General features: G+C 68.7%; 20 protein-coding genes and 1 pseudogene. 10 read left to right on the forward strand and 11 right to left on the reverse strand.

Going from position 1 to position 26,576, the window contains the following annotated elements:
- Together BLS34_RS26535 and BLS34_RS19595 are read left to right on the forward strand one after the other, a co-directional pair.
- Positions 1-6,555, forward strand: a pseudogene (locus BLS34_RS26535) (hypothetical protein); the annotation flags it as partial.
- Positions 6,556-6,860: 305 nt separating this feature from the next.
- Positions 6,861-8,003, forward strand: coding sequence for a hypothetical protein (locus BLS34_RS19595; protein WP_245565666.1), 1,143 nt, complete (start codon positions 6,861-6,863; stop codon positions 8,001-8,003).
- A 302-nt stretch (positions 8,004-8,305) separates the two neighbouring features.
- Here the strand turns inward: BLS34_RS19595 and BLS34_RS19600 are convergent, their stop codons facing one another.
- The 3 genes from BLS34_RS19600 to BLS34_RS19610 form a co-directional block, all read right to left on the reverse strand.
- Positions 8,306-8,878, reverse strand: coding sequence for an ActR/PrrA/RegA family redox response regulator transcription factor (locus tag BLS34_RS19600; protein ID WP_211228985.1), 573 nt, complete (start codon positions 8,876-8,878; stop codon positions 8,306-8,308).
- A 299-nt stretch (positions 8,879-9,177) separates the two neighbouring features.
- Positions 9,178-10,860 carry a methyl-accepting chemotaxis protein gene (locus BLS34_RS19605; RefSeq protein ID WP_175474308.1) on the reverse strand — a complete coding sequence of 561 codons (1,683 nt, stop codon included), beginning with the start codon at positions 10,858-10,860 and terminating at the stop codon, positions 9,178-9,180.
- A gap of 181 nt (positions 10,861-11,041) precedes the next feature.
- On the reverse strand, positions 11,042-12,355 hold the full coding sequence (locus BLS34_RS19610; protein WP_093153073.1) for an ActS/PrrB/RegB family redox-sensitive histidine kinase: 1,314 nt from the start codon (positions 12,353-12,355) through the stop codon (positions 11,042-11,044).
- Between the two features lie 95 nt (positions 12,356-12,450).
- Here BLS34_RS19610 and BLS34_RS19615 point away from each other — a divergent pair, with 95 nt between their 5' ends.
- Positions 12,451-13,221 carry an ABC transporter ATP-binding protein gene (locus tag BLS34_RS19615; protein WP_093153076.1) on the forward strand — a complete coding sequence of 257 codons (771 nt, stop codon included), beginning with the start codon at positions 12,451-12,453 and terminating at the stop codon, positions 13,219-13,221.
- Entirely contained in the window at positions 13,218-14,051 is an 834-nt protein-coding gene (locus BLS34_RS19620; protein ID WP_245702074.1) for an ABC transporter permease, read from the forward strand. The genes BLS34_RS19615 and BLS34_RS19620 overlap by 4 nt, the downstream gene beginning before the upstream one ends.
- An 89-nt stretch (positions 14,052-14,140) precedes the next feature.
- On the opposite strand, the gene BLS34_RS19625 is transcribed toward BLS34_RS19620, so the two are convergent.
- Positions 14,141-14,737, reverse strand: coding sequence for an NUDIX hydrolase (locus BLS34_RS19625; protein ID WP_093153079.1), 597 nt, complete (start codon positions 14,735-14,737; stop codon positions 14,141-14,143).
- The gene (cobT, locus tag BLS34_RS19630; RefSeq protein WP_028795913.1) at positions 14,737-15,780 is read right to left on the reverse strand and encodes a nicotinate-nucleotide--dimethylbenzimidazole phosphoribosyltransferase; all 1,044 of its coding nucleotides are present in this window, start codon (positions 15,778-15,780) and stop codon (positions 14,737-14,739) included. Before cobT ends, BLS34_RS19625 begins: the two co-directional genes overlap by 1 nt.
- A gap of 99 nt (positions 15,781-15,879) precedes the next feature.
- Between cobT and cobS the strand changes: the two genes are divergently transcribed.
- On the forward strand, positions 15,880-16,677 hold the full coding sequence (gene cobS / locus BLS34_RS19635) for an adenosylcobinamide-GDP ribazoletransferase (RefSeq protein ID WP_093153081.1): 798 nt from the start codon (positions 15,880-15,882) through the stop codon (positions 16,675-16,677).
- Positions 16,678-16,687: 10 nt separating this feature from the next.
- Entirely contained in the window at positions 16,688-17,302 is a 615-nt protein-coding gene (locus BLS34_RS19640; RefSeq protein WP_093153084.1) for a histidine phosphatase family protein, read from the forward strand.
- Here BLS34_RS19640 and BLS34_RS19645 read toward each other — a convergent pair.
- On the reverse strand, positions 17,277-18,038 hold the full coding sequence (locus BLS34_RS19645) for a precorrin-6A/cobalt-precorrin-6A reductase (protein ID WP_093153086.1): 762 nt from the start codon (positions 18,036-18,038) through the stop codon (positions 17,277-17,279). The two genes, BLS34_RS19640 and BLS34_RS19645, sit on opposite strands and share 26 nt — an antisense overlap.
- A gap of 132 nt (positions 18,039-18,170) precedes the next feature.
- Between BLS34_RS19645 and BLS34_RS19650 the strand changes: the two genes are divergently transcribed.
- Both BLS34_RS19650 and BLS34_RS19655 read left to right on the forward strand, forming a co-directional pair.
- On the forward strand, positions 18,171-18,758 hold the full coding sequence (locus BLS34_RS19650) for an SCO family protein (RefSeq protein WP_028795910.1): 588 nt from the start codon (positions 18,171-18,173) through the stop codon (positions 18,756-18,758).
- Positions 18,759-18,842: 84 nt separating this feature from the next.
- Positions 18,843-19,763: a dihydrodipicolinate synthase family protein gene (locus tag BLS34_RS19655; protein ID WP_028795909.1), complete on the forward strand. Its 921-nt coding sequence runs from the start codon at positions 18,843-18,845 to the stop codon at positions 19,761-19,763.
- Between the two features lie 302 nt (positions 19,764-20,065).
- Here BLS34_RS19655 and BLS34_RS19660 read toward each other — a convergent pair whose 3' ends face one another.
- Complete coding sequence (locus BLS34_RS19660; RefSeq protein WP_093153089.1) at positions 20,066-20,965, reverse strand: DMT family transporter; 900 nt, start codon at positions 20,963-20,965, stop codon at positions 20,066-20,068.
- Between the two features lie 31 nt (positions 20,966-20,996).
- Positions 20,997-22,784, reverse strand: coding sequence for an SLC13 family permease (locus tag BLS34_RS19665; protein ID WP_175474309.1), 1,788 nt, complete (start codon positions 22,782-22,784; stop codon positions 20,997-20,999).
- Between the two features lie 127 nt (positions 22,785-22,911).
- Between BLS34_RS19665 and BLS34_RS26015 the strand changes: the two genes are divergently transcribed.
- On the forward strand, positions 22,912-23,079 hold the full coding sequence (locus BLS34_RS26015) for a hypothetical protein (RefSeq protein ID WP_175474310.1): 168 nt from the start codon (positions 22,912-22,914) through the stop codon (positions 23,077-23,079).
- Positions 23,080-23,118: 39 nt separating this feature from the next.
- On the opposite strand, the gene BLS34_RS19670 is transcribed toward BLS34_RS26015, so the two are convergent.
- Both BLS34_RS19670 and BLS34_RS19675 read right to left on the reverse strand, forming a co-directional pair.
- The gene (locus tag BLS34_RS19670) at positions 23,119-23,697 is read right to left on the reverse strand and encodes a PAS domain-containing protein (RefSeq protein WP_139189403.1); all 579 of its coding nucleotides are present in this window, start codon (positions 23,695-23,697) and stop codon (positions 23,119-23,121) included.
- 33 nt (positions 23,698-23,730) lie between these two features.
- Positions 23,731-24,717, reverse strand: coding sequence for a 2-hydroxyacid dehydrogenase (locus BLS34_RS19675; RefSeq protein WP_028795905.1), 987 nt, complete (start codon positions 24,715-24,717; stop codon positions 23,731-23,733).
- A gap of 231 nt (positions 24,718-24,948) precedes the next feature.
- Between BLS34_RS19675 and BLS34_RS19680 the strand changes: the two genes are divergently transcribed.
- Entirely contained in the window at positions 24,949-25,470 is a 522-nt protein-coding gene (locus BLS34_RS19680; RefSeq protein ID WP_028795904.1) for an SH3 domain-containing protein, read from the forward strand.
- Positions 25,471-25,476: 6 nt separating this feature from the next.
- Here BLS34_RS19680 and BLS34_RS19685 read toward each other — a convergent pair whose 3' ends face one another.
- Positions 25,477-26,490, reverse strand: a complete 1,014-nt coding sequence (locus tag BLS34_RS19685; RefSeq protein WP_093153096.1) for an NAD-dependent epimerase/dehydratase family protein — start codon at positions 26,488-26,490, stop codon at positions 25,477-25,479.
- Positions 26,491-26,576: the final 86 nt, after the last annotated feature.

Here is a 26,576-nt window from a genome sequence, read left to right on the forward strand (position 1 = left end):
GGCAACGACACCCTGACGGGTGGCGACGGCAATGACACGCTGACGGGCGGCGACGGCAACGACACCCTGACGGGTGGCGACGACGACCTCCTGGTGGGTGGAAACGGTCCGGATCAGCTATATGGCGGCGCCGGTGACGACACCCTGTCGGGCGGGCATGACGACGACCTTCTGGTCGGCGGTGCCGGCAGCGACACAATGGTCGGCGGGCTCGGCCGCGACACCTTCGTGGCCGGCGACGGCGACCTGATCAGCGATTACGACAACCAGGACCTGGTCCGGGTCGCCGGGTCGTTCGACAGCGACGCCGTCAGCCTGAGCACCGAAGGCGGCGTCACCACGGTCTCCATCGACACCACGGGCGACGGCTCGGCCGACATGACCTTCGACATGACCGGCAGCTTCGACAGTGTGTCGGCGACGGTTCAGGGCGGTCAGACCTACCTGTATTTCGGCGACGGCTCCGGTCCGGGGATCCAGAACCAGAATGGCGGCTGGCAGTCGAGCAACAACGGCAGTCAGAGCGAGACGCTGACGGGCGGCGAGGGCGATGACAGCCTGACCGGCGGTCACGGCAACGACGCGCTCTCCGGCGGCGACGGCAACGACGCGCTGGGCGGCGGCAACGGGTCGGACACGGTGCTCGGCGGCGCCGGCGACGATACGCTTGAGGGCAGCCATGACGCGGACTCGCTGTCCGGCGGCGCGGGCGAGGATTCCCTGCGCGGCGGCAACGGCACGGATGTGCTGGTCGGCGGCGGCGGCAACGACACCCTGAGCGGCGGCCATGGCGCCGATACGCTCTTCGGCGGCGGTGTCGGGGACACGATCTCCGGCGGTACCGGCAACGACACGCTGACCGGCGGCGAAGGCAATGACGGTCTGATGGGCACGCCGGACAGCGACACGCTCTCCGGCGGCGAGGAGGACGACCTCATCACCGCCCTCTCGGCGGCGGACGTGGTGTTCGGCGGCGGCGGCAACGACACGATTTCCGGCGGCCAGGGCGAGGACGTGCTCAACGGCGAGGACGGCGACGATGTCGTGCTCGGCCAGGACGGCGAGGACACGATCAGCGGCGGCGGCGGCAACGACACCCTGTCGGGCGGCGAGGGCAAGGACCGGCTCGACGGCGGGGCCGACAACGATCTGCTCGATGGCGGTGCAGGCAACGACACCCTGCTCGGCGGCGGGGCCTCCGACACGCTGCGCGGCGGTGACGGCAACGACTCCCTGGTGGGCGGCGGCGACAACGACCTGCTGGTCGGCGGGGACGGCGTGGATCGGCTGGCCGGCGATGGCGGCGACGACACCCTGTCGGGTGAGGCGGGCAACGACCAGCTCACCGGCGGTGCCGGCAACGACTCCATCGAGGGCGGCGACGGCGTCGACTGGGTGTTCGGCGGCAACGGCGCCGACACGATCGGCGGCGGCGCGGGTGCCGACTACCTGTTCGGCAATGTCGGCGACGACGTCTTCACCGGCACGCTGGATGATCTGAACGGCGACCTGCTGGGCGACTACGCCGAGGGCGAGGAGATCGTGATCTCCGACCTCTCCGACACCGGCACGCCGGTCTCGCTGACCATCGAGGGCACGAAGACCCTGGTGGAAATCGGCGACGACGGGAACGGCAACCCGCTGTCCAGCTTCCGGGTCTCCGGCAACTACCAGGGCGCGACGCTGACCGAGACCGCGGGCGGTCTCACCCTGACCCTCAGCGAGGACCCGGTCGATCCCTATGGCGCCACCGAGGGCGCGGACACGATCACCGGCCTCTCCGGTACCGACGACACGATCGATGCGCTCGCCGGCGACGACCTGGTGAACGCCCAGTCCGGCGACGACGTGGTCAGTGGCGGCGCGGGCGCCGACACCGTCTATGGCGGCGCGGGCAATGACGCCCTGTCCGGCGGCACCGGCGGCGACCGCCTGGAGGGCGGCACAGGCAACGACACCCTGAAGGGCGGTGCGGGCGACGACACCCTGAGCGGCGGCGCCGGACGCGACAGCCTCGACGGCGGTGCCGGCGACGACCTGTACCTTTGGACCGGCGACCAGACCAACGGCATCCAGAACTACCAGGTCGGCGATCCCGAGAACCCGCTGACCGACGGCAGCATCACCGACGCCGAGGGCACCGGTTCCAACGGTGCCGGCCATGCCCGCTACGACACCTATACCGACAGCGGCACCGGTGACAGCGACACCCTGCTCGGCTCCGACGGCGCCGACGATATCGTGCTGGATTACGGCGGCCGACGCCTGTCCGGCATCGAGGTGATCGACGGCGGCGCCGGCAACGACATCCTCGATCTGGCGAGCCACCGCTACGGCCAGGGGGCGACCACCCTGATCGGTGGCGAGGGCGACGACGTCGCCTGGGGCAATGTCGGTGACGACCTGGTCTCCGGCGGCTCCGGCAATGACTGGCTGGCCGGCAATTCCGGCGACGACACCCTGTCGGGCGGTACCGGCAACGACCGCATGGAAGGCCTGGCCGACAACGACGTGCTCTCGGGCGGCGACGGCGCGGATTCCCTGTCCGGCGGAGCGGGCAGCGATGCGCTGCTCGGTGGCGCGGGGACCGACCTGCTGTCCGGCGGCGCCGGAGCCGACACGCTCACGGGCGGCGACGGTGCGGACACCTTCGCCGGCACGGCGGCCGATCTCGATGGCGACCGGATCACCGATTACGACGCCGAGCAGGACGCCATCCGGGTCACCGGCGGCACCGGCCAGCTCGACGTCACCCTGACCTCCGAGAACGACGTCACCACGGTCAACCTCGACACCGACGGCGACGGCAATGTCGATGCCAGCTTCCAGGTCGACGGCGATTTCGGCACGGCCGAGCTCACCGTCGATGCCGATGGCGTGGACATCGCGCTGGCCGAGACCGTTCCGCTTGAGCGGCTGACCCTGACCGCGATGGGCAAGGCCGATCTCGACGGCGACGGCGACCTTGAGCAGATCTGGCGCCTGCACAACCCGAACGACGTGGCGATCGAGGCCACCGCCGACATGTACGGCGTCGAGGATCCGCAGGACGGGCCGCTCGTCGCCGAGCCGGGCGACAGCTTCTTCTGGAGCGAGGCGCCCAGCGGCACGATGGTCGTGCGCTACGAGATCGACGAGACCGACCGGCAGGAGACCAAGGCCTCCAACCCGAACGCGGCCGACATGGACGCGCTGGAAGCGGCAGGCTTCGTCAATCCGTTCGGCCCGACTGAGGGCGACGACACGCTGATCGGCTCGCCCGACGCCGACCTGATCTCCGGGCTGGCCGGCGACGACGTGATCTCCGGCGGCGGCGGCTCCGACACCCTGTCGGGCGGCGCCGGTAACGACACGATCTCCGGCGACGGCGACGCCAATCCGGCCGCGCTCGAGATCAACGCCTCCAACTATGCCGAGACCGATACCGGCTACGCCGTCACCGGCCGCAAGATCGTCGACGGCGCGCTGACCGATGCCAGCGTCGAGCATGTCTCCACGTCCGGCTCCAACATCGGCGTCGACGGCAACACCGGAACCGGCCCGGCGGTGCAGCTCGGCTACGACCCGGCCACGGGCGTCTCCGAACAGCTCATCGTCGAGCTCGACAGTCCGGCCACCGGTGCCACGGTTCAGGTCGACCGCCTGTTCCCGAATGAGGGTAGCGGCGGCGAAGTCGGCCACTGGACGGCGTATCGCGACGGCGTGCTGGTCGGCGAGGGGGATATCGACACCACCTCAGAGACCGGGATCTCCACCACTGTCGAGATCGCACCCGCCGCTGCCTTCGACACGCTGGTCTTCACCGCCCTGCCCTATGGCGGCGTGAGCCAGAGCGGGTCTTCCGACAGCAGTGACTACCTGATCACGGGCATTTCCGTGACGCCCGAAGGCGCCGACAACTCGGCCGGCGACGTCCTGGTCGGTGGCGCGGGCAGCGACGTGCTGCTGGGCGGCGACGGCAACGACGCCCTGTATGGCGGCGCCGGCGATGCCAGCCTGATCGGCGGGGCCGGCGACGACACGCTCTATGTCGACAGCATCGACGATCTGGACGGCGTGACCGTCGACGGGATCGAGCATCTGGTGGTCGGCGGCAGCACCGGTCCGGGCGAAGGCCAGAACCTGCTGATCAACGCCGATTTCGAGACCACGCCGACCGAGCTGACCAACGTCTGGACCATGTTCCAGCAGATCGACGGCTGGACCGCGATCGACACCGACCCGGAGATCGCCGGCACCGCGCCGATCGAGATCCAGCACGGCCGCATCGGCGGCGCGCCGGTATCGCCGGACAGCTGGGTGTCGGACAACAACGTTCTCGAACTCGACTCCGGTCCGGAGGAGGGCGGCCAGCCGGTCAACCACAACAACGCGCTGGTCGAGCAGGCCTTCACGGTGTTCAACGAAGGCACCTACACCCTGTCCTTCGACTACGCCGCGCGCGAGTTCAACGGCAACACTGCGGAGACCAGCGGCTTCGACATCCTGATCGACGGCGAGGTCGTCTACAGCCAGGAGGACGCGCCGCACGCCTGGGTGAGCGACTGGCTGACCTTGGATCTGGGCGTCGGCGAGCACACGATCAGCCTGCGCGGCACCCTCCTCGAAGATCGCCACGGCGCGCTGATCGACAATATCGAACTGGTCTCCGGCACCGAGCCGGCCCGCACCCTGCTGCCGCAGGCCGGGACCTCGGGCGACGACCTGATGCTCGGCGGCTCCGGCAATGACGAACTCGACGGCCGGGCCGGCAACGACACCCTCTCCGGCGGTGACGGCGACGACACCCTGATCGGCGGCGAAGGCAATGACGCCCTGTCGGGCGGTGCCGGCAACGACGCGCTGTATGCCGGTGCGGGCGACACCTCGCTGGTCGGCGGCGTCGGCTTCGACACCGTCTATATCGACAGCATGGGCGATCTGGACGGCGTGACGCTCGACGGAATCGAACGGCTGGTCATCGGCGGCGACATGGGCCCGGGCGCCGGGGTGAACCTGCTGCTGAACGGCGACTTCGAGAACACTCCGGCGCTGAACCACGGCCGCTGGGGCACCTTCACCGAGATCGAGGGCTGGTTCGCCGAGGATGCGACGCCGGATGTCACCGGGACCGCGCCGATCGAGATCCAGGACGACGATCTGGGCGGCCAGGCGATCCAGAGCGGTCACGACAACCAGGTGCTGGAACTCGACAGCCATCCGGACAAGGGCGGCAGAAGCGGCGACACCAACGCCAAGGTCACCCAGGAATTCACCATCCAGGAAGCCGGGCTGCACACCCTGTCCTTCGACTTCTCGGCGCGCCAGTACAGCAACAATCCGGCGGCGACGAGCGAGTTCAGCATCGAGATCGACGGGCAGGTCGTCTACACCCAGACCCACGCTCAGACCTCGTGGCACAGCGATGTGGTCACCCTGAACCTGGGGGTCGGCGAGCACACCATCTCCTTCGTCGGCGCCGATGCCGACGGCACGTCGGACAATCACGGCGCGCGCATCGACAATGTGGAACTGGTGCTGGGCGAGGAGCCGGTGCGCGATCTGCTGCCGCGTCTTGGCTCGGTGGCGGACGACGCCACGGTTGTCACCGCCCAGGGCGATGACGGCATGCTGCGGGCGCTGGCGGTCGACGAGGACGGCACCGCCGTGCTCGACACCCGGGCCCTGGGCGCCGATGAGCGCATCCTGGCGTCCGGCGACTTCAACGGCGACGGCCAGGCCGACGAGCATCTGATCCAGAACACTGCGACCGGGGCGACCACGGTGGTCGGCGTCGATGCCGCCGGCATCACCGAACAGGGCACCCAGACCGGCCTGCCGACCGATGCCACGGTGGCGGCCACCGGCGACTTCGACGGCGACGGGACCGACGACCTGCTGCTGAGCGGAGACGGGTCCGTCTCGGTCTGGCAGCTCGGCGACAACGGCGTGTCCACCGCCGGTCTGACCCAGACCGTGGGCGCCGGATGGTCCCTGGCGGGCACCGGCGATTTCGACGGCGACGGGACCGACGACCTGCTGTGGCGCAACGGCGCCACCGGCGGCATCAGCGCCTGGATCGACGTGGCGGATGCCGGCGGCGCGACCCGGTCCGCCGAGTTCGCGCTGGACGCCTCGACGGAAATCGTCGGCATCGCCGATTTCGGCGGCGACGGGCGCGACGACCTGCTGGTGCGCGCGGCGGACGGCACCGTCAGCGTGTGGGAATCCGACGGCAACGCGGTGACCCGCACCGACGTCGGTCAGCTCGACTCCGTCTGGGAGGCCGATCTGGTGGGCGACTTCTCCGGCGACGGCAAGGCAGACGTGGTCTGGCGCTCCGGCGACACCACCACCCTGTGGATGATGGACGGCGCGTCGGTTGCGGCCGAGGAGACCATCACCGTGGAGGCCAACTGGCGGATCCTCGACCTCGAGGATCTGGCCCCGTCCTTCACCCGCGACCTGCTGCTGCAGAACGACGCGGGCGAGGTTGCGGTCCTCGATGTGGTCGACGACGACAACCCGACCCTGGAGATCGTGTCGACGGTTCCGACCGACTGGTCATTGATTTGAGCCGCCGGCCATAATTCTGATATTGTCGAATCGGAGAGGATGGATTCCGGTCGGAGTACGGCTAAATTCGTAGAAACCCTGCTGTTATTTCCGATTTCTTAACCGTGCGTCGCGTTTACCTGGGTAGCAGACAGTGATAGCTTCGCATCCCTGCCCGGGGCTTCAGGCGGTGGCCGACCGGGTGGATTGACCAGAGCGGGACGACGATGGCGCTGAGCCAAACGCAAAACCGATCACGAGGGCCGAGCCAGGAATATCTCCTGCTCGATTATCTCCAGCGTCTCGGACGCAATCTCGACGGGCGGATGGCGGTGCACATTCACCTGTCGCGCCTGCGTCCGCAGAACCGCCAGGAGCACCACATCCGGATCGCGGCGGCGACCTTCGAGGGGATGACCAACAATTACGAGGGGCAGATCTTCATCCTCTCGAACATGGATCTCTTCTTCATCTGCAAGGACGCGGCGATCGAGGATATCGACGCGGCGATCATGAAGGTGCGCTACCTGTTCAGCGAGGATCCGCTGAGCCAGGGCGACGAGGAAGAGGATCTGGCCCGGTTCTGCACCTGGTACAATGTCGAGAGCCAGTACGACGAGCTGCTCGACCTGGTGAAGTCCATGCACCGGGAGCGTGAGCGCAAGGCGCGGCTCGCCGTCGCCAGCGAGAAGGGCCAGCAGCGCTCCAAGGGCTCGCGCAAGGCCCTGGATCCGGAGCAGCTCGGCAAGCTGGAGAATTTCCTGCGCCGCGCCGACCTGTCGAACCTGATGCGCCGTCAGCCGGTCTGCGCCATCACCCCGGGCAACATGAACCCGCAGCCGGTGTTCCGCGAGCTCTACATCTCGATCGCCGACCTGCAGCAGTCGGTGCTGCCGGAATTCGACCTGGCCTCGAACCTGTGGCTGTTCCAGCACCTGACCCAGACGCTGGACTCGCGCATGCTGTCCATGCTGGTGCGCAACGACGACACGTCGATCGCCAGTTCGTTCAGCATCAACCTGAATGTCGGCACCATCCTGTCGCCGCCGTTCCTGAACTTCGACAGCTCGCTGAAGGCGATCGCCCGCGGCACCGTGGTCATCGAGCTGCAGAAGATCGACATCTTCGGCGACATGGGCGCCTACATGTTCGCCCGCGACTTCATGCGCGAGCGCGGCTACCGGATCTGTCTGGACGGCTTGAACCACCTGACGCTGCAGTTCATAGACCGCGAGCGGCTGGGGCTCGACCTGCTGAAGCTGATCTGGTCGCCGGACATGGCCGACGATCTGTCGGGCAACCGGACGAACGAGTTGAAGGAACATATCGACCGCTGCGGCCGCGCCCGCATCATCCTGACCCGCTGCGACAGCGACGAGGCGATCCGCTTCGGCCAGTCGCTCGGCATCACGATGTATCAGGGCCGCTACGTCGACAAACTGCTCACCCAGGAAAGCCGGGTCAGCTAGAGCCAAATCCGACCATATTGAATCATTTCATGATTCAGTATGGTCGGTGAATTTGTCTCTAAAACAATCAGATAGAGCATATTCACGCACGTTGACGCGATCACGGAGTGATACCGTCACCGCACGATCTGCTCTAGCGGTTCTTTTCCCGCTCTCTCTCCCACCCAGACCCTGAACTCACTCCCCGGCCTTGTGCCGGGGCCCGCGCATGGGGTTGCTCTGCCCGATAGAGAATTGCGTTCCACCGCTAAGCACGCAGACCTATAGGCCCCGGCACAAGGCCTTACATCAAGGGGAAACCCTCAATCCCGCGGCGCGTGCTTGGCCAGGATCCGCTGCAGAGTGCGGCGGTGCATCTTCAGCCGGCGGGCGGTCTCCGACACGTTGCGGTCGCACTGCTCGTAGACCCGCTGGATATGCTCCCAGCGCACCCGGTCGGCCGACATCGGATTTTCCGGGGGCGGCGGCAGCGCGTCCGCGTGGTCGAGCAGGGCGGCGGTGATGGCGTCGGCATCGGCCGGCTTCGGCAGGTAGTCGAGTACGCCCGCCTTCACCGCGGCCACGGCGCTGGCGATGTTGCCGTAGCCGGTCAGCATGATGATCCGGGCATCGGATCGTGCATCGCGCAGGGCGGCGACGATGTCGAGGCCGTTGCCGTCGGACAGCCGCAGGTCGAGGATCGCATAGGCCGGGCGTTCCCGCCGGGCGATTCCGACACCTTCCTCGACGGATTCCGCAAGACGCACGTCGAAGCCGCGCCGTTCCATGGCCCGTCCGAGGCGGTTGCGCAGCGGCGCGTCGTCATCGACGATCAGCAGGGTGACGTCCCCGCCGCTGGGCGCTGTCAGTGCTTTCGGTTCCGGTTGATCAGCCATCGTCATGATGTCCGTTTACGTTCCGGGCGCCGATCCGGATGAGTGACCGGCGTTCCCCCCGTTTCTATAATGTGACGGCGCCCGTGGCTAGCAATAGGGTCGGACGCCGCCCTGCGGTGTATGGCGACGGCTGGAGTGTGTCGCACGTCGGGGGGATCTCTTGGTGATCCCGGATGACCGCGTCTTGCGTCATTGCGCGATCGGTTCAGGTCGAAACGACCTGAACCGTGGATCGCCCTCTAACCCAATAGAGACAGAGCAATTCACGAGCAGATGTTTCCACCTGATCGTGAATTGCTTTAGGCGGCCCGCAACTCGCCGACCAGCTGATCGACGGCCTTCTCGAGGGCCACCATGTTCGTCTGCAGGCCGTTTGCGGCACCGCTGACGATCATCGTCGCCTGGCTGGTCTGGGTTGCCGCCGTCTGGACGCCAGTGATGTTCGACGACACCTCGCTGGTGCCCGCAGCCGCCTCCGTCGCGTTCCGGCTGATCTCCTGGGTCGCGGCGGACTGTTCTTCCACCGAGGCCGCGACGGCTGTGGCCGCCTCGTCGATCTCCGAAATCTCCTCGATGAGGCTCCGGAGCACGCTGACCACATGGGCGGCGGAAGACACGACCGTCTCGATGCGGCCGGCGACACTCTCGGTGAGCTTGGTGGTCTGCTGGGCCAGGCCCTTGACCTCGGCGGCGACCACCGCGAAGCCCTTGCCCATCTCGCCGGCTCTGGCCGCCTCGATCGTGGCGTTCAGGGCCAGGAGATTGGTCTGCTCGGCGACACCGTTGATGTCCTCGATCACCGCGTTGACCGTCGTGACGGCCGCGGTCAGCTTCTCGATCTCCGACTGGGCGCTCGCGGCGTTGGATGCCGCCTTGTTGACCCGGCGTGAGGTGTCGGCGACCTGGTGCGTCACGTCCGCGATCGCGGTGGAGAGCTCTTCCGACGCCGTTGCGACCGTCTGCACGTTGCTGCTGGCCTGCTCGGAGGCGGCGGCAACCGCCGTGCTCTGGGCCGAGGTCTCCTCGACCGCGGCCGACATCTGGGTCGCGGCGGCGTGCAGGTCGGTGACCGACTTGCCAACCTCGCGGGTGATCTGACCGATCCGCTCCTCGACCTGGTTTGCCAGCGCGATCAGGTCGGCCTTGCGGCGTTCCTCGGCCAGCCGCTTGTTCTCGTCGGCCTCGGCCTCGAGCCGGCGCTGCTCGATCAGGCCCTGCTTGAAGGTGTCCATGGCGCGCGCGATGTCACCGATCTCGTCGCCGCGATCGCCGCCGGAAATCTGGGTCGCGGTGTCGCCACCGGCGAGCTGACGCAGCGTCCCGACCGCTTTTTGCAGCGGAAGCGCGACGCCAAATCGGCCAAGTGCGAAGCCGGCGCCGGCACCGGCGAGCAGGCCGGCCGCGGCGATGACGATCATCGTCAGGCTCAGGGCGCTCCCGGTTTCGATCGCGGTCTTGGCGGTGCCAAGGGCTCCGTCCCTAGCGCTATCGGCATAGGTTCGGACCACCTCCTCGAGTTTGTTGGCCTGGCGGCGCGAGGCGCGGGCCGACTGAACGAGTTCCTGCTGGGCGGCATTGAGCTGAACGTTGCCGGAGACCTTCTCGGCGATCGCGAGGGTTTCTTCAAGTTCGACGACATAGGCGGCATAGGCCGCGCGGATCGTGTCGATCATCCGCGCCTGAGCAGGGGTGGCCGTCGCGTCGAGCCGCGTCAGGCGCTCGTCGATCTTGGCGCGTTCTTCGGCGATCGTTGCTTTGGCCTCGTCGAGGATGGTCTGGCTCGGGTCGGCGGCGACCCGGAACTCGGCGCGGTTGAGCACCGTGACATTGCGGTTGACGCGGGCGGCGAGGAGAGCCTCTTCGCCGGCGACGCTGACGCTTTTGGTTTGGTCTGCAAGCTCACCGATCGCGTAGATGCCGACGCCACCGATCACGGCCGCGACGAGCACAAGGGACGCGATAAGGCCGGAGATCTTGGCCATGATAGAAAGGTTTTTCATTTGGGGGGAGTGACTCCAAAAAAAGGAATTTGGAAGGGCGCTGAATTCAAAGCAGCGCGCGCAAATAGCGCTCTATAGATTTACAAACGATGAATATCAAAAGACGCGAAAAATAAATTGTACCCTATTTTTTTCCACAAACGCGCGTGGATTTGCCCGCCGGTCAGTCGCCGCGGATCACCCCGTCGGGCCAGTGGATCACGACCCGGGCGCCGCCCTCGTGGCGGTTGGCGAATTCCACCTGCGCGCCGGTCCGTCCCAGCAGGGTGATGGCGATGAACACGCCCAGGCCCATATGGCCGTCCCGGTTGCCCCGACCCGAGACATAGGGCTCGCCCAGCCGGGTCAGCAGGGTCAGGGGGAAACCCGGTCCGTCATCCTCGATCGTGACCGTGAGCGCCCGGGGCCCGACCACGATCGCGACCTCCACCGTCGCCTTGGCGAACTGGACCGCGTTCTGGATGAAGGCGCCGATACCGTGCAACAGCTCCGGGCTGGGCGTGACGCTCGGAACCTCCCGGCCGGCCGTGCCTTCGGCGAGACTGTCGCGGTCCTGCACCTCGACGATCACCGCCACGTCGTCGCGCTGGTGCGGGGCGGCGGCCTGTTCGACCAGAAGGTCTATCGGGATGGCGGTGAAGGGCTGGGCGGCGTCGGGGGTCGGGTCGCGGCCGAGGCTGGCCAGGATCTCGCGGCAGCGCTGGCTTTCCGACAGCAGGAGCTGGACGTCCTCGGTCAGGTCGCTGTCCTTCGGCAGTTCGCGCGCCAGCTCGCGGGCGACCACGGCGATGGTGGCGAGCGGGGAGCCGAGTTCGTGGGCGGCCGCGGCGGCGATACCGCCCATGGCGGCCATGCGCTGCTCGCGGGCCAGGGCCTGCTGGGTCGCGGCCAGGGCGGTCGAGAGCTGGCGGGCCTCTTCCGCCACCCACCAGGCATAGGCGGCGTTGAACACCAGGGCGATCACCAGGGCGCACCAGATCCCGGTGACGTAAAGCTCCGGCAGGGCGAACTCGGCCTCCACCCAGGGCAGCGGCAGATGGCTCACCGTCAGCAGGGAGGCGCAGACCATCGCCAGCAGGCACAGGTTCACCGTGGACTTGCGTCCCAGGATGGTCGCCGACACGGTCACCGGGGCCAGCAGCATGAGGGCGAAGGGGTTCTCCAGCCCGCCGGTCAGATACAGCAGCACCGAGAGCTGCATGATGTCGAAGGCGAGGTAGAACGCGGCCTCGCCCTCGCGCAGCCGCTCACGGCCGTCGCGGCGCATCTGCAGGCGCAGGTTCAGCAGGGCGGAGACGGCGACCACGCCCAGGCTGGGCGGCAGCGGCACCGGCGAGCCGAGCCCGAAGGCGACCAGGACGAGGGCCGCCACCTGGCCCGCCAGCGCCACCCAGCGGATGACGACGAGGGTGCGGACGCTGACCGTGCGGGTGGTGACCGGGCGGCCGGGATCGAGGCTGTCATGGGCGAATGTCATCGCCGCAGAATGGCGCGGGCGCGCGAAACTTTCCAGGCCGGCATCGAGCGCCTATGGTCCTGCTTCCCGCCGATCCCTCACGACCCGGTTTTCCCATGACCCCTGCCCTTGAAGTCAGGAATCTGACGAAGTCCTTCGGCACCGTGCGCGCCGTCGACGACGTCTCGTTCTCCGTGCCGTCGGGCGCGACGGTCGCCCTGCTCGGCGGCAACGGGGCGGGCAAGACGACGACGATCTCCATGCTGCTCGGTCTGCTGCTGCCGACCTCCGGCGCGGTGCGCGCGCTGGGTCACGACCTGGTGCGCGACCGCTATGCCGTGCTGCACCGGATGAATTTCTCCTCGCCCTATGTGGAACTTCCGCACCGGCTGACCGTGGGTCAGAACCTGATCGTCTATGCCGAGCTCTACGGCGTGTCCGACGCCAAGGGTCGGGTGGCGGAGCTGGCCGACCGGCTGCACATCGCCGATCTGCTGGACCGGCCGGCGGGCAAGCTGTCGGCCGGGCAGAAGACCCGGGTGGCGCTCGCCAAGGCGTTGGTGAACCATCCGGACCTGCTGCTGCTGGACGAGCCGACGGCGTCGCTCGACCCGGATACCGGCGACTGGGTACGCCGCTATCTGGAGGAGTACCGCGCCGATACCGGCGCCACGATGCTGCTGGCCTCGCACAACATGGCGGAGGTCGAGCGGCTGTGCGATTCGGTGCTGATGCTGCGGGCGGGCAAGATCGTCGACCAGGGCAGCCCGGCCGAGCTGCTGGCGAAATACGGACGGCGGACCATGGAGGACGTGTTCCTCGACATCGCCCGCGACCGCAGGGCCGAGCCGGAGGCCGAACCCGCCAGCGACGAGGTGCCGGCATGAGCGTGACAACCGAGATGCACCGGGTGACCGGCCCGGCCGCCTCCGCCCGTCGGATCGCCGCCATGGTCCGGCGCTACTGGTACCTGATCCGCGGGTCCTGGCCGCGCCTGGCCGAGCTCGCCTACTGGCCGACGGTGCAGATGATCCTGTGGGGGCTGGTCTCCCAGTTCTTCATGACCCAGTCGAGCTGGCTGGCCCAGGCCGGCGGCGTGCTGATCGCCGGCGTGCTGCTGTGGGACCTGCTGTTCCGGGGCCAGATCGGATTCACCATCTGCTTCCTGGAGGAGATGTGGTCGCGCAATCTCGGCCACCTGTTCGTCAGCCCGCTGCGGCCGTGGGAGCTGGTGGTGGCGCTGATCACCATGAGCGCGATCCGCACGGTGCTCGGCGGGGTGTTCGCGGCGGTCATCGCCATCCTGCTCTACGAGTTCTCGATCTTCGATCTCGGCCTGCCGCTGCTTGCCTTCTTCCTGGTGCTGATGGGGATGGGCTGGGGTATCGGCATGGTGATCACCGCCATCGTGCTGCGCGCGGGGCTGGGGGCGGAGTCGCTTGCCTGGGTGGCGATGTTCGCCCTGGCGCCGATCAGTGCCGTCTACTACCCGGTGGAGACCTTGCCGGAGGCGGTGCGCTGGCTCGCCTGGCTGACCCCGTCGGCCCATGTGTTCGAGGGCATGCGGGCGCTGATGGTCGAGGGCGTGTTCCGCTGGGACCTGCTGGGCCGGGCGTTGCTGCTGGACGTGGTGTATCTGGGGATCGGTGCCGCGACCTTCGCCTGGGCCTTCGCCAAGGCGCGGGAAGAGGGCAAGCTGCTGCAGACCGGGGAGTAAACGTTTGCCGTCATCCTGATGCACGACAGGACCAAGCCGCGCTGTGTCGGCCGTCCGTATCATGGTCCTGATTTGCATCAGGATGACGGCTAGTTTCCGATCAGCTTCGCCGCCGCCGGATGGTCGGCCAGCTCGGACCGCGCAACCTCCCGCGCCAGCAGCAGGTTGGCGATGTGCAGCCCATGGGCCTTGCGGTCGCCGCTCAGGATCTCGCGCAGGGTCTCCGCCGGATCGGCCGTGACGACCGCGATGGTCTCGCCGTCGTCCAGCTTCTGGCTGCCGGTCGGCGACACGCCCACCGCCAGATAGGCGTAGCAGGTGTTGTCCGCCGTTGCCGGATTCGACCAGTAGCTCGGCAGGGTGAACCACGCCCCGCCCTCGTAGCCGGTCTCCTCAAGCAGTTCCCGCGGCATGGCGACGGCGGGATCCTCTCCCGGCTCCACGGTGCCCGAGGGCAGACCCTGGACGATCTCGCCGGCCGCATGCCGGTATTCCTCCACGAGCACCAGGTCGCCGCTCTGCGTCAGCGCGACCACCATGCACCAGTCGTTGAACTCGATCACATGATAGGGGTCGAGCAGGTTGCCGCGCTCGGTGACGCAGCGGTCCATGCGGTGGCGCAGGAAGCGGTCGGAATAGGCGATCCGGCTGCTCTCGACCGTCCAGGGTGCGGGCTTTGCGGACATCAGTGCGGCTTGGACGAGGCGGTGGACACGCCGGCCGAGGCGAAGGTCGCCATGCCGGCATGGCACTCGGCGGCCGCCTTCAGGATGCCGATGGCCAGGGTCGCCCCGCTGCCCTCGCCCAGCCGCATGCCGAAGTCGAACAGCGGCTCCTTGTCGATGAGCTGCAGCAGCTTGGCGTGGCCGGGCTCGACGGAACGGTGGGCGACGATGCAGTGGTCGAGCGACTTGGGGTCGATCTTCCAGAGGACCGAGGCGGCGACGGTGCAGGCGAAGCCGTCCAGCACCACCGGTGTGCGGGCGAGGCGCGCCGCCATCACGGCACCGGCGATCGCCGCCAGCTCCATGCCTCCCAGGGCGGCCAGCGTCTCCAGCGGATCGGTCAGGGCGGCGTGCTTCGCCACACCCTCGGCCACCACGTCGGTCTTGCGGGCGAGCGCGTCGCCGGTCACCCCGGTGCCGCGGCCGACCCAGTCGGAGACCTCGCCGCCGAACAGCGCGCAGGCCAGAGCGGCGGCCGAGGTCGTGTTGGCGATCCCCATCTCGCCGAGGCACAGCACGTCCAGGTTCGGCTCCACCGCCATCATCCCGTAGGCCATCGCCCGGGCGCAGGCGCCCTCGTCCATCGCCGGGCCCTGGGTGAAGTCCTGGGTCGGCTGCTCCAGCGCCATCTCGTAGACCCGCAGGTCGGCGTCGAAGGCCTGGCAGAGCTGGTTCACCGCGGCCCCGCCGGCGATGAAGTTCTGCACCATCTGCGCGGTGACCTCGGCCGGATAGGCCGACACGCCGCGGGCGGCGACGCCGTGGTTGGCGGCGAAGACCGCCGTGCGCGGGTGGCGCATCTCCGGCGGATGCCGGCCCTGCCAGGTGGCCAGCCAGCTTGCCAGCTCCTCCAGACGGCCCAGCGAGCCGCGTGGCTTGGTGAGCTGGGCCTCGCGCTCGGCGGCCGAGGTGGCGGCCTCCAGGTCCGGGCCGGGCAGTTCCTTGAACAGGGCGCGGATCTCGTCGAGCGAGGCGTCGGCGGGGTCGAAACCGGTCTTGGACATGAGACCTCGAGTGGGACCTCGTTTGGGGCCACGGTTGTTGCAACGTCGGGCGAAGGCTATACCCGCTCGACCGATGTGACGCAAAGCGAGACCATCGACATGACCGATACGCCTCCTTCCGACGGTCCGGGCTCCGGCGGGCCGACCTCGCGCTGGTTCGACGAACTGGGCCTGGCCACCGTCTTCCTGACCCGGCTGCCCTGGCCCCGGCCGATCATCGACCCGCGCCCGCTGATGGCGGCGGCCTGGGCCTTCCCGGTGGTCGGCCTCGCGATCGGCCTGATCGGCGGCGTGGCCTTCGCGGTGGCCGATGCCGCCGGCCTGCCGGGCGCCGTCTGCGCGCTGATCGCCCTGGCTGCCTCGGCCCTGGCCAGCGGCGCCCTGCACGAGGACGGGCTGGCGGATCTGGCCGACGGGTTCGGCGGCGGGCGCGATCCCGAGGCCAAGCGCCGGATCATGCGCGACAGCCGGATCGGCAGCTACGGCGTCCTTGCCCTGATCCTGGCGGTGAGCCTCAAGGCTGCCTGCCTCGCCGCCCTGGAGGCCGATACCGCCGTGCTGGCGATGATCGCCGCCCACGCCGTCGCCCGGGGCGTGGTGCCCGGCCTGGCCCGCGCGCTGCCCTTCGCGGCCGGGGACGGGCTCGGCTGTGCCGCCGGCAAGCCGGGACGCACCGGCGCGCTCTGGGCAGCCGCGATCGCCGTTGCCGTCGCCCTGTTCGTGCTGCCCGCCGGGATCGGCCTCGCCGCCGCCATCGCCGCCGGCGTCGCGGCCGTCCTCGTCGGCATGCTGGCCCGGCGGCAGATCGGCGGGCTTACCGGCGACGTGCTGGGCGCCGCCGAGCAGACCGCCGAGGTCGCGGCACTCGCCGCCATCGCCGCCTATCTCGCTGCCTGAAGGAGACCGCATGCCCGCGCCGACCCGCTGGTGGCTCGTCCGCCACGCCCCCGTGATCAATCCGACCAACACCATCTACGGCCAGATCGATCTCGACTGCGACGTGGCCGACGAAAAGGTGTTCACCTCGGTCGCCCGGCTGCTGCCGACGCAGGCCGTCTGGCTGCAGAGCCCGCTCAACCGGACCCGTAAGACCGCGGCGGCGCTGAGGGCGGCCGGCGCCGAAGGACCGGACCCGATCGACGAGCCGCGCCTGATGGAACAGCATTTCGGCGACTGGCAGGGCGGCGACCGCAATCGGATCCGCGAGCGCCATCCGGAGGCCTATCGCCGGTTCTGGCTGGCGCCGGCGGACGAGCGGGCGCCGAACGGCGAGAGCTTCGTCGACGTGGTCGGCCGGGTCAGCGCGGCGCTGGACGAGTGGAGCGCCAAGCTGCCGGGCCGCGACGTGGTCGCGGTCATGCACGGCGGATCGATCCGCGCGGCCCTGGCCCATGCCCTGGCGCTGGCGCCGGAACGGGCGCTGTCCTTCCATGCAGAGACCGTCTCGGTGAGCCGGATCGACCTCTATCCGGACGGCCAGTCCGCGGTGGTCTTCGTCAACGCCACTCCCTGGAGGTTCTGAGGTAGTCCGGCGGGTTCAGGATCGAGTCCACCCAGTCCACGGCCACGTCGATCGAGCGGGCCGGCACCTCGCTGCGCTCGATCGGCGGGCGGATCATCACGATCGGCAGGTCGAGGCTGCGGGCCGCGCGCACCAGTGGCGCGTCGGTCTCGGCGCCGGTCTTCCGCATGACCACGGCCTGGGCCCCCGTGCGGCGCAGCAGCAGGGTGTCGCCGGCCACGCTGTAGGGGGGCGGGGCCAGGATCGGCTCGAAGCGCGGCGGCAGGGCCCATGTCACCGGCGGCCGGGCGAGGCGGGTCGGGAAGCGCAGACCGCCGACCGTGGCGAAGGCGGCGACGTCGCGCGGCGGTAGCCAGAGCAGGGCGGTACGGGCGACCGAGGCGACCGCGCCGACGGCCCCTTCCAGGTCGCGGACCTCCACCCAGCGGTCGAGCGGATGCCGCTCCCAGCCGCGCGGCCGGTAGGTCAGGCGGGGCAGCGAGCGCCGCCGCGCGGTCTCGCGCAGCGCCCGCACCGCCGACCGGTCGAACGGGTCGAGGGCGTCGATCACCGTCGCCGCCTCGCCGGGCTCCGTATCGCCGAGCCGGTCGACGAGGCAGCCGCGGGGCGGCCTCGCGCCGGAATGCAGGGTGACCAGCAGGCGCGCGGCCGGGCAGAAATGTTCGGCCAACCGCTCGGCCAGGCGCGTGCCCTCGGCGGTGCCGACGAAGATCCGCAGGGTTTTCGGATCGCTCATGTCGACAGCCTACGGGCCGCCGGCGCCTGCGGCAATTCCGCCGCATCGGGCCGCGCCGGCTTTGACGCGGGCACCGCCGTCCCATATGACCGAGGCGCGTGCCTGTTCCGCGACCCGCCGAAGGGTGATCCCATGTCGTCCCGCGTCTTCCTGTTCGTCGTCACCCTGCTCACCGCGACCCTCGTCGGCACGGTGACCGCCGGCTATTTCATCTGGCAGGCCAAGGACGGCGAGGTCGATGTCGGCGGACCGTTCACCCTGACCGACCAGACCGGCCGGCAGGTGACGGAGAAGACCTACCAGGGCGACTGGCAGATCGTGTTCTTCGGCTACACCTATTGTCCCGATATCTGCCCCACGACCATGGCGACCGTCACCACGGCGCTGGACGCGCTCGGCCCGCTGGCCGAGAAGGTGACGCCGATCTTCATCACCATCGATCCGGAGCGCGACACGGTCGAGCAGCTCGCCGGCTACCACGAGTATTTCCACCCGAGCTTCGCCATGCTGACCGGCAGCGAGGAGCAGATCGCCAAGGTCGCCCGGGAATTCCGGGTCTATTACGCCAAGGCCGACGATGAGGGCGCGTCCGACTACCTGATGGACCACTCCTCCATCACCTACCTGCTCGATCCGAACGGCCGGTACGTCACCCATTTCAACCATGGCATCGCGCCGGAGAAGATGGCGGAGACCCTGCGCCAATATATCGGGGGCTGAGGCACCGCCGCGGCGCGCGGGCGCTTGATTGCCGTGGAACTGCGCAATATGGTCGGCGCTCAACATACCGCCCGGAGGAAACCGATGAGCGAGCGCATCAAAGGCGTGATGGCCGCAGGCCTGACCGCGTTCAACGACGATCTGTCGATCGATGTCCAGGGCACCCTCGATCACAGCAAGTGGCTGCTCGCCAATGGCTGCGACGGGGTGCTGCTGTTCGGCACCACGGGCGAGGCGAACTCGCTGTCCCTGAAGGAGCGTCTGGACTTCCTCGACGTGCTCGGCGAGTCCGGGCTGCCGATGGACCGGATGATGATCGGCACCGGCTGCTGCTCCTTGCCGGAAACGGTCGAACTGACCAAGAAGACCCTGGAGATCGGCATCGAGTCGGCGCTGATGCTGCCGCCGTTCTACTACAAGAACCCGAGCGACGACGGCCTGTTCGCCCATTTCGCGCGGGTGGTCGAGGCGGTCGGCGACGACCGGATGAAGATCTATCTCTACCACTTCCCGCAGATGTCGGCGGTGCCGTTCAGCCACGACCTGATCGGCCGGTTCCTGAAGGAATTCCCCGGCGTGTTCTGCGGCATCAAGGACAGCTCCGGCGACTTCGCCAACATGAAGGCGATGGCCGAGGCGTTCGACGGTTTCGACGTCTTCGCCGGCACCGAGCGCTATCTGCTCGACACCCTGAAGGCCGGCGGCGTCGGCACGATCACCGCGACCGGCAACTGCACCTCGTCGCTCTGCGGCGCGGTCTATGCCGCCTGGAAGGCCGGCGCGCCGGACATGGAGGGTCTGCAGGAGCAGCTCACCGCCCAGCGTCTGGCGCTGCAGAACTACCCGGCGGCCGCCGGTCTCAAGGAACTGCTGGCCCGCGAGAGCGGCAAGGCGTCCTGGCGCAACGTGCGCGCGCCGTTCCTGCCGCTGCCGAAGGAAAAGGCCGACGCGCTGGCCGCCGACATGGCCAAGGTGAACTGGCAGCTCCCGGCGATGGCGGCGTAAGGGCGCTCCCCGAGCGCCACCGTCTCCCTGGCCTCGCGCCTGGGTCCAGACGCGTTACCTGCTGGAGCGCTCGGCGATAGCATCCCGACGCTCCGGCACGCTCCCTCTCCAGATCCCGGCGCAGGGCCGGGAAGACGGAAAGGGGAGTACGACAACAACGTCATATCCACCGTCTCCCCGGCCTCGCGCCGGGGCCCAGGGGGGCACCTGCTTGGAGCCTTCGGTCATAGGGCCCTGACGCTTCGGCTCGCGTCCTCTCTCGGTCCCGGGCAGGGCCGGGAAGACGATCAGGGTGAGCGGGATCAGGCCGGCTTCGCCCTGGTGGTCCGGTTGACCAGGTACACCCCGGCGAACACCAGGACCACCGTCGCCCAGAGCCAGGGCGACGGCACCTCGCCGAAGATCGCGAATCCCCAGAACAGTCCGGCCACGTTCACCACGTAGCTGACCTGGCTGAGATAGACCGGGCCGGCGCGCTCGTTGATCTCGAAATACATGATGTAGGCCACGCAGGTGATGACGATCTGCCCGGTCATCGCCAGGTCGTGCGCCGTCGGTCCCTCGGCGAAGAGCGGGTGGAACGTCCCTGTCGCGAGCATCACCGGCAGGCTGGCCACCGAGGCCGTCGCCATCATGCCCAGCGCCGCCGCCAGCGAGGACGTTCCGGCCGGACGCAGGCGGGCGGCGAGGATGCCGTTGGTGGCGTAGAACACCGGCGTCAGCATGCCGAACAGCACCCAGCCGGTCATGTCGGCGCTCGGTAGGCTGGCATCCGGCACCACCAGGAACAGCACGCCGATCAGCCCGAGGGTCAGCCCGGCCAGGGCCAGCGGCTCGAACCGCTGCAGCCCCAGCGTCACCGCCAGGGTGAAGGTCATCATCGGCACGGTGGTCACCAGGGTGGAGATGATCCCCGCCGGCACGTGCAGAGCGGTGGTGACGATGGTGATGCTCGGGAGCACGGTGCCGACCAGCCCGGTCGCAGCGTAAAGCAGCAGATGGCGCCGGCTCGTCGGCACCTTGATGCCGGCCCGGTAGCAGACCGCGAACAGGAACAGGGTCGCCCCGGTGGTCTGCATCCAGACATAGGCCAGCGGATGGATGCCGCCGAGCACCGCCGTCTTCGACAGCGAGAAGGACAGGCCCCAGAGGTTGCCCAGGATCAGCATCAGGACCAGGGGCAGATGCCGGGCCGGGATCATGCGGCCCTCCTCGCGACCCGGGCCGACAGGGTCATGTGAACGGCCAGACCCAGGGGATCAGCCACACGCCCATGGCCACCAGGATGATCTCCAGCGGCAGGCCCATGCGCCAGTAATCCCCGAACCTGTAACCGCCCGGACCCATGACCAGCAGGTTGTTCTGGTGGCCGATCGGGGTCAGGAAGGCGCTGGACGCACCGACCGCCACGGCCATCAGCATCGGGTCGGGATTGACGCCGATGGCCTCGGCCAGCCCGACGGAAACCGGCGCCATGACCACGGCGGTCGCCGCGTTGTTCATGATGTCCGACAGGGTCATGGTCAGGATCAGCACCACGCCGAGGATCAGGTGCGGATCGGCGCTCCAGGCGACCGCGGCGATGGCACCGGCCAGCACGTTGGCGGCACCGGTGGTCTCCAGCGCGCCGCCGACCGGGATCATGGCGGCCAGCAGGACGATCACCTGCCAGTCGATCGCCTCGTAGACCTCGCGCATGGTCAGCCCCCTGAGGAAGACCAGGGCGACCACCGCGGCGGTCAGGGCGACGGCGGCCGGGATGACGTTGGTGACGGTGGCGACGATCGCCGCGGCGAACAGCAGGATCGGCACCAGCGCGCGGCGCGGCTCCAGCGACAGGTTGCGGTAGGCCAGGGGCAGACAGCCCAGCGCCCGCACGGTGTCGTTGATCTGGTCGCGCGGCCCCTGCAGCAGCAGCACGTCGCCGGCCTGGAACCGGGCATCGCGCAGGCGCGAGCGGATCGGCGCCCCGGACCGGGCGATGGCCAGCAGGTTGATGCCGTAGCGCGCCCGCAGGGTGACCAGCGCCGGCGTCCGGCCTTCCAGCCAGGAGCGCGGCGCGACCACCGCCTCGACGATCGCCAGCGCGTCGGTGTCGATCGGGCTCTCGCCGTCCTCGGTCTTCAGGTCCTTGGCCGCGACCATCTTGAAGCCCTTGGAGACCAGCTCCTCGATCGCCTCGGTGTCGCCGTGGACCAGCAGGACGTCGCCGACTTCGAGCTTGGCGATATGCAGGCGGCGGATCACCCGGTTGCGGCCGCGCACGATGCCGTCGAACTGCGGCGGGGTCTCCATCTCCTCGGCGATCTCGTCGATTGTCTTGCCGACGACCTTCGCCTCCTTCGGCACCACGAGCTCCGTCAGGTAGCTGTCGATGTCGAACGGCGCGTCGCCCGCCGCCCCGCCTTTGCTGGAGGACGGGAGCAGGCGCCAGCCAACCAGGGTGAGGAACAGGATACCGACCACCGCCATCGGCACGCCGGTCCAGGCGAAGTCGAACAGCTCGAACCCGTGCCCGGTGATCCTCTGATGGTATTGGGCGATCAGCACGTTCGGCGGGGTGCCGATCAGGGTGACCAGGCCGCCCAGGATGGTGGCGAAGGACAGCGGCATCAGGATCAGCGACGCCGAATAGCCGGTGCGCTTGGCCATGGACAGGGCCACCGGCATCAGCAGGGCCAGCGCGCCGACGTTGTTCATGAACCCGGACATCGCCCCGCCCAGCGTCGACAGCGCCGCCATCTGGGTCAGCCGGGTCGAGGCGAAGCGCTCGATCCAGGCGGCGATCAGGTCGACCACGCCGGAGCGGGCCAGGGCGGAGGACAGGGCCAGGACGGCGGCGACGGTGATCACCGCCGGGTGGCCGAAGCCCTTGAAGGCGTCCTCCGGCGCGACGATGCCGACGAAGACGGAGGCCATCAGCGCCAGCATGGCGACGGCATCGACCCGCCATCGTCCCCAGATGAACAGGACGACCACGACGGCGAGAAGCGAAAGGGTGGAGATCTGGTCGACGGTCATCGGAGGATCCGGCGGTAGGGCCGAGTTGCGGGGGCTCAATGCCTCCTCGGACATTCCCTGGAGGCATTAATCCTTTCTTTACATGGCTCTGTTTAGCTTATCCGACGAAAGTTGGGGAGTATCGATCATGCCCTTGGATGCCCGTCCTGCCTCGGATGCGGGTGATAGCGGCTACCTGCTTCCGGGCGAAGCAGCGGCGCTGACACCGGTCGGCACGATCCGCGAGCCGTATTTCGCCAGCCTCATCGACGTGGTGCGTGAGATCATCGCCGACGACCTGCCGGTGGCGGAGTAGCGGCACCCACGCCACAAACCGGCGCAACAACTGGCGCTCCTACCGCCGCAAATCAGACCAGCGCACGTCCTTGGTGATCAGGCCGTTCGAGAACTGGTCCTGGCTCCTCTCGTCCTCATCGAACATCGCAAATCCCAGGAGATGGTCGGCGGTCCGACCGTCGCCACCCAGCGGCAGCATGACCCGGCGCGCGGTGACCGACGGGCCGCGGATCGAGGCGTGCTGGGTGTAGGAGTAGTAGGCGCTCGGCCCGGAGGCGACCCGCCGCCAGCGCTCCAGAATGAGATCCGCGCTCCGGTCGGAGAACAGATCGCTGATCCGCGTGCCCTTCAGGGTCCGGTCATACCGCTCGGCGACGGCCTCGCCCGCCAGCCGGTAGACGAAATCCCCGTCGGGCAGAACATCGACGACGTAGATCCGCGACAGGGCCCAGGGAATGTCCACCGGATCGATGTCGCCGAAGGCGGGCATCCAGGCCTCGCCGCGCTTGTCGATCCAGTATTTCACGAAATCATGCATCGCGCGGGGCGCGTCCGATCCCACCAGGGCCTCCAGAGGGACCGTGATCCCCGAGGCGGCGTCCGGGTCGGTGGGCATGTCGGGGCGGTTGCTGGACATCGGGATCAAGGGGGTGTCACCCAGGCTTCGGCGTCAGAACATGGTTTCGATGACCCGGTCGGGCGGCGTGTGTCCGTCGACGAAGGTCTTCACGTTGATGATGACCTTGTCGCCCATGTCCTGACGGCCTTCGATCGTGGCGCTGCCCATATGCGGCAGCAGCACTACGTTATCCAGGTCGAGCAGCCCGCTGGCGACCTCCGGCTCGTGCTCGTAGACATCGAGCCCGGCGCCGGCGATCCGGCGCTCCTTAAGCGCCTCCACCAGGGCCTCCTGGTCGACCACCTCGCCGCGGGCGGTGTTCACCACATAGGCATGGGGCTGCATCAGGGCGAGCCGCCGCCGGTTCATCAGGTGATAGGTGGCCGGCGTGTGGGGACAGTTCAATGACAGAATGTCCATGCGCCCGACCATCTGGTCGAGATTGTCCCAGTAGGTCGCCTCGAGCTCGTTCTCGATATCGGCATGGACGGGTTTGCGGTTGTGGTAGTGCACCGAGAGGCCGAAGCCGCGGGCGCGGCGGGCGACCGCCTGGCCGATCCGGCCCATGCCGACGATGCCCAGGCGCTTGCCGTGGATCCGGTGGCCGAGCATCCGGGTCGGTGCCCAGCCGGTCCATTTGCCCGAGGTGATCAGGGCGTTGCCCTCCACCAGCCGCCGCGGGACGGCCAGGATCAGCGCCATGACCATGTCGGCGGTGTCCTCGGTCAGGACGCCGGGGGTGTTGGTGACGGTGATGCCGCGGGCCTTGGCCGCGCGCAGGTCGATATGGTCGACGCCGGTGCCGAACGAGGCGATCAGCTTCAGCCGCTCGCCGGCCTGCTCGATCAGGCTGCCGTCGATCCGGTCGGTCACGGTCGGCACCAGCACGTCGCAGTCTCGCGCGGCGGCGGCGAGCTGGTCGCGGCTCATCGGTTCGTCCGACAGGTTCAGGACGGTCGAGAACAGTTCCATCATCCGGGTTTCCACCGGATCGGGAAGCTTTCGCGTGACGACGACGCGCTTCTTCGACTGCGGCATGCTCTCCTCCCGGCGATCGATCCGGCCGCGATGGGCACGAGCCCGGCCGCGCCCGGCGGTGGGGTAGCAGGGTCGCGGCGTCCTGTCACCTGCGTCGATGCGGCCGCCGGCCCCTGTCCCCCGGCACGGGCGAGACGACGATGTATATTGTAGTGCGTGGCCTTAACGAGCGCCATGGATAGCGGTATAAGACCCGTGGACCGATATCCCACCGCGACATCCGGAGCCCCAATGCGCGCCTTCGTCCTGCTCCTCGTCGCCCTCCTGGCCGCACCGGCGGCGGCGGGAGCGCAGTCCGGCGCGAGCCGGTCGGCCATGACCTCGGTCGGCACCGAGACCGGCCTGCCGATTCCGCGCTTCGTCACCCTGCGGGCGCGCGAGGTGAATGTCCGCACCGGGCCCGGCGTGCGCTATCCGATCGACTGGGTGTTCCAGCGCCCGAACCTGCCGGTGGAGGTGGTCGCCGAGTTCGACACCTGGCGCAAGATCCGCGACTTCGAGGGCACCGAGGGCTGGGTGCACCAGTCCATGCTGTCCGGCCGGCGCACGGTGATCGTGATCACCGCCGTTCGTCTGCTGCGCAGTGAGCCGGCGGAGAGTTCGCCGCCGATGGCGCGGCTGGAGCCGGGCGTGATCGCCTGGCTGGAGGCCTGCCGCGCCGACTGGTGCGAGGTCGAGGTCGCCGGCATCGACGGCTGGCTGCGCCGCGGCGACGTCTGGGGCGTGCGCGCGGACGAGTCGGTCGAGGAATAGTTCCCGTCAGGGCCGTGCCGAAGCCCGATGATAGCGCTTGAACCAGTCGACGAAGCGCGGGATGCCGTCCTCGATCGAGGTCGCCGGTCGGTAGCCGAGGTCCCGGGTGCTGGCCGCGATGTCGGCATAGGTCTCGACCACGTCGCCGGCCTGCATCGGCTTCATGTCGAGCTCGGCGGCGCGGCCGCAGGCGGTCTCGATCACCCGGATATAGTCGAGCAGGGCGACAGGTTCGTGGTTGCCCAGGTTGTACAGAACGCACGGCGGCGCGCCGTCGGTGCCGGCGGGCGGACGGTCGAGGGCGGCGAGGACGCCGGCGACGATGTCGTCGATATAGGTGAAGTCGCGCCGCATCCGGCCGTGGTTGAACACCTGGATCGGCTCGCCCCGCAGGATCCGCTCGGTGAACAGCCAGGGTGACATGTCGGGCCGGCCCCAGGGGCCGTAGACGGTGAAGAACCGCAGGCCGGTGGCGGGGATGCCGTACAGGCTGGCATAGCTGTAGGTCATCACCTCGTTGGCCTTCTTGGTGGCCCCGTAGAACGACACCGGCCGGTCGACCCTGTCCTCCACCGAGAAGGGGATCTCGCGGTTGGCGCCGTAGACGCTGGAGGAGGAGGCGTAGACCAGATGCTTCAGGGCCGGCCGGCCGGCCCTCGCCTCCATCCGGCCGCGGGCCATCTCCAGCATCACCAGATGGCCGATCAGATTGGCGTTGGCGTAGTCGAACGGCTCCTGCAGGGAATAGCGCACGCCCGCCTGGGCGCCCAGATGGACGATGCGGTCGATCGCCGGATGGCGCGCGTCGAACGCGGCCATGGCCGCCCGGTCGGCGAAGTCGATCCGCTCGAAGAGGAAGCCGTTTCGACCCTCGAGCTCGGCCAGCCGCGCCCGTTTCAGGGCGGGGTCGTAATAGGCGTTCAGATTGTCGATGCCGACCACCTGTTCGCCCCGGTCGAGCAGGGCGCGCACGGTATGCATACCGATGAAGCCGGCGGCACCGGTGACGAGCACGGTCATCTGCTTAGGGTCTCCCCGCGGCCCCGTTTGGGGGCCTCGTTCCTACTGCGACGCCTGCTTAACCTCTCGGCCTCGCCGCGTCGAGG

Source organism: Thalassobaculum litoreum DSM 18839 (genome assembly GCF_900102465.1).
Taxonomy (GTDB): domain Bacteria; phylum Pseudomonadota; class Alphaproteobacteria; order Thalassobaculales; family Thalassobaculaceae; genus Thalassobaculum; species Thalassobaculum litoreum.

Coding starts and splice junctions, on each gene's coding strand:
- cobS (WP_093153081.1), top strand. CDS start 15,880: ATGACCGATACGCCTCCTTCCGACGGTCCGGGCTCCGGCGGGCCGACC.
- BLS34_RS19680 (WP_028795904.1), top strand. CDS start 24,949: ATGCGCGCCTTCGTCCTGCTCCTCGTCGCCCTCCTGGCCGCACCGGCG.
- BLS34_RS19685 (WP_093153096.1), bottom strand. CDS start 26,490: ATGACCGTGCTCGTCACCGGTGCCGCCGGCTTCATCGGTATGCATACC.
- BLS34_RS19640 (WP_093153084.1), top strand. CDS start 16,688: ATGCCCGCGCCGACCCGCTGGTGGCTCGTCCGCCACGCCCCCGTGATC.
- BLS34_RS19675 (WP_028795905.1), bottom strand. CDS start 24,717: ATGCCGCAGTCGAAGAAGCGCGTCGTCGTCACGCGAAAGCTTCCCGAT.
- BLS34_RS19665 (WP_175474309.1), bottom strand. CDS start 22,784: ATGACCGTCGACCAGATCTCCACCCTTTCGCTTCTCGCCGTCGTGGTC.
- BLS34_RS19645 (WP_093153086.1), bottom strand. CDS start 18,038: ATGAGCGATCCGAAAACCCTGCGGATCTTCGTCGGCACCGCCGAGGGC.
- BLS34_RS19620 (WP_245702074.1), top strand. CDS start 13,218: ATGAGCGTGACAACCGAGATGCACCGGGTGACCGGCCCGGCCGCCTCC.
- BLS34_RS19655 (WP_028795909.1), top strand. CDS start 18,843: ATGAGCGAGCGCATCAAAGGCGTGATGGCCGCAGGCCTGACCGCGTTC.
- BLS34_RS26015 (WP_175474310.1), top strand. CDS start 22,912: ATGCCCTTGGATGCCCGTCCTGCCTCGGATGCGGGTGATAGCGGCTAC.
- BLS34_RS19595 (WP_245565666.1), top strand. CDS start 6,861: ATGGCGGTGCACATTCACCTGTCGCGCCTGCGTCCGCAGAACCGCCAG.
- BLS34_RS19650 (WP_028795910.1), top strand. CDS start 18,171: ATGTCGTCCCGCGTCTTCCTGTTCGTCGTCACCCTGCTCACCGCGACC.
- BLS34_RS19610 (WP_093153073.1), bottom strand. CDS start 12,355: ATGACATTCGCCCATGACAGCCTCGATCCCGGCCGCCCGGTCACCACC.
- BLS34_RS19615 (WP_093153076.1), top strand. CDS start 12,451: ATGACCCCTGCCCTTGAAGTCAGGAATCTGACGAAGTCCTTCGGCACC.
- cobT (WP_028795913.1), bottom strand. CDS start 15,780: ATGTCCAAGACCGGTTTCGACCCCGCCGACGCCTCGCTCGACGAGATC.
- BLS34_RS19625 (WP_093153079.1), bottom strand. CDS start 14,737: ATGTCCGCAAAGCCCGCACCCTGGACGGTCGAGAGCAGCCGGATCGCC.
- BLS34_RS19605 (WP_175474308.1), bottom strand. CDS start 10,860: ATGGCCAAGATCTCCGGCCTTATCGCGTCCCTTGTGCTCGTCGCGGCC.
- BLS34_RS19670 (WP_139189403.1), bottom strand. CDS start 23,697: ATGTCCAGCAACCGCCCCGACATGCCCACCGACCCGGACGCCGCCTCG.
- BLS34_RS19600 (WP_211228985.1), bottom strand. CDS start 8,878: ATGGCTGATCAACCGGAACCGAAAGCACTGACAGCGCCCAGCGGCGGG.
- BLS34_RS19660 (WP_093153089.1), bottom strand. CDS start 20,965: ATGATCCCGGCCCGGCATCTGCCCCTGGTCCTGATGCTGATCCTGGGC.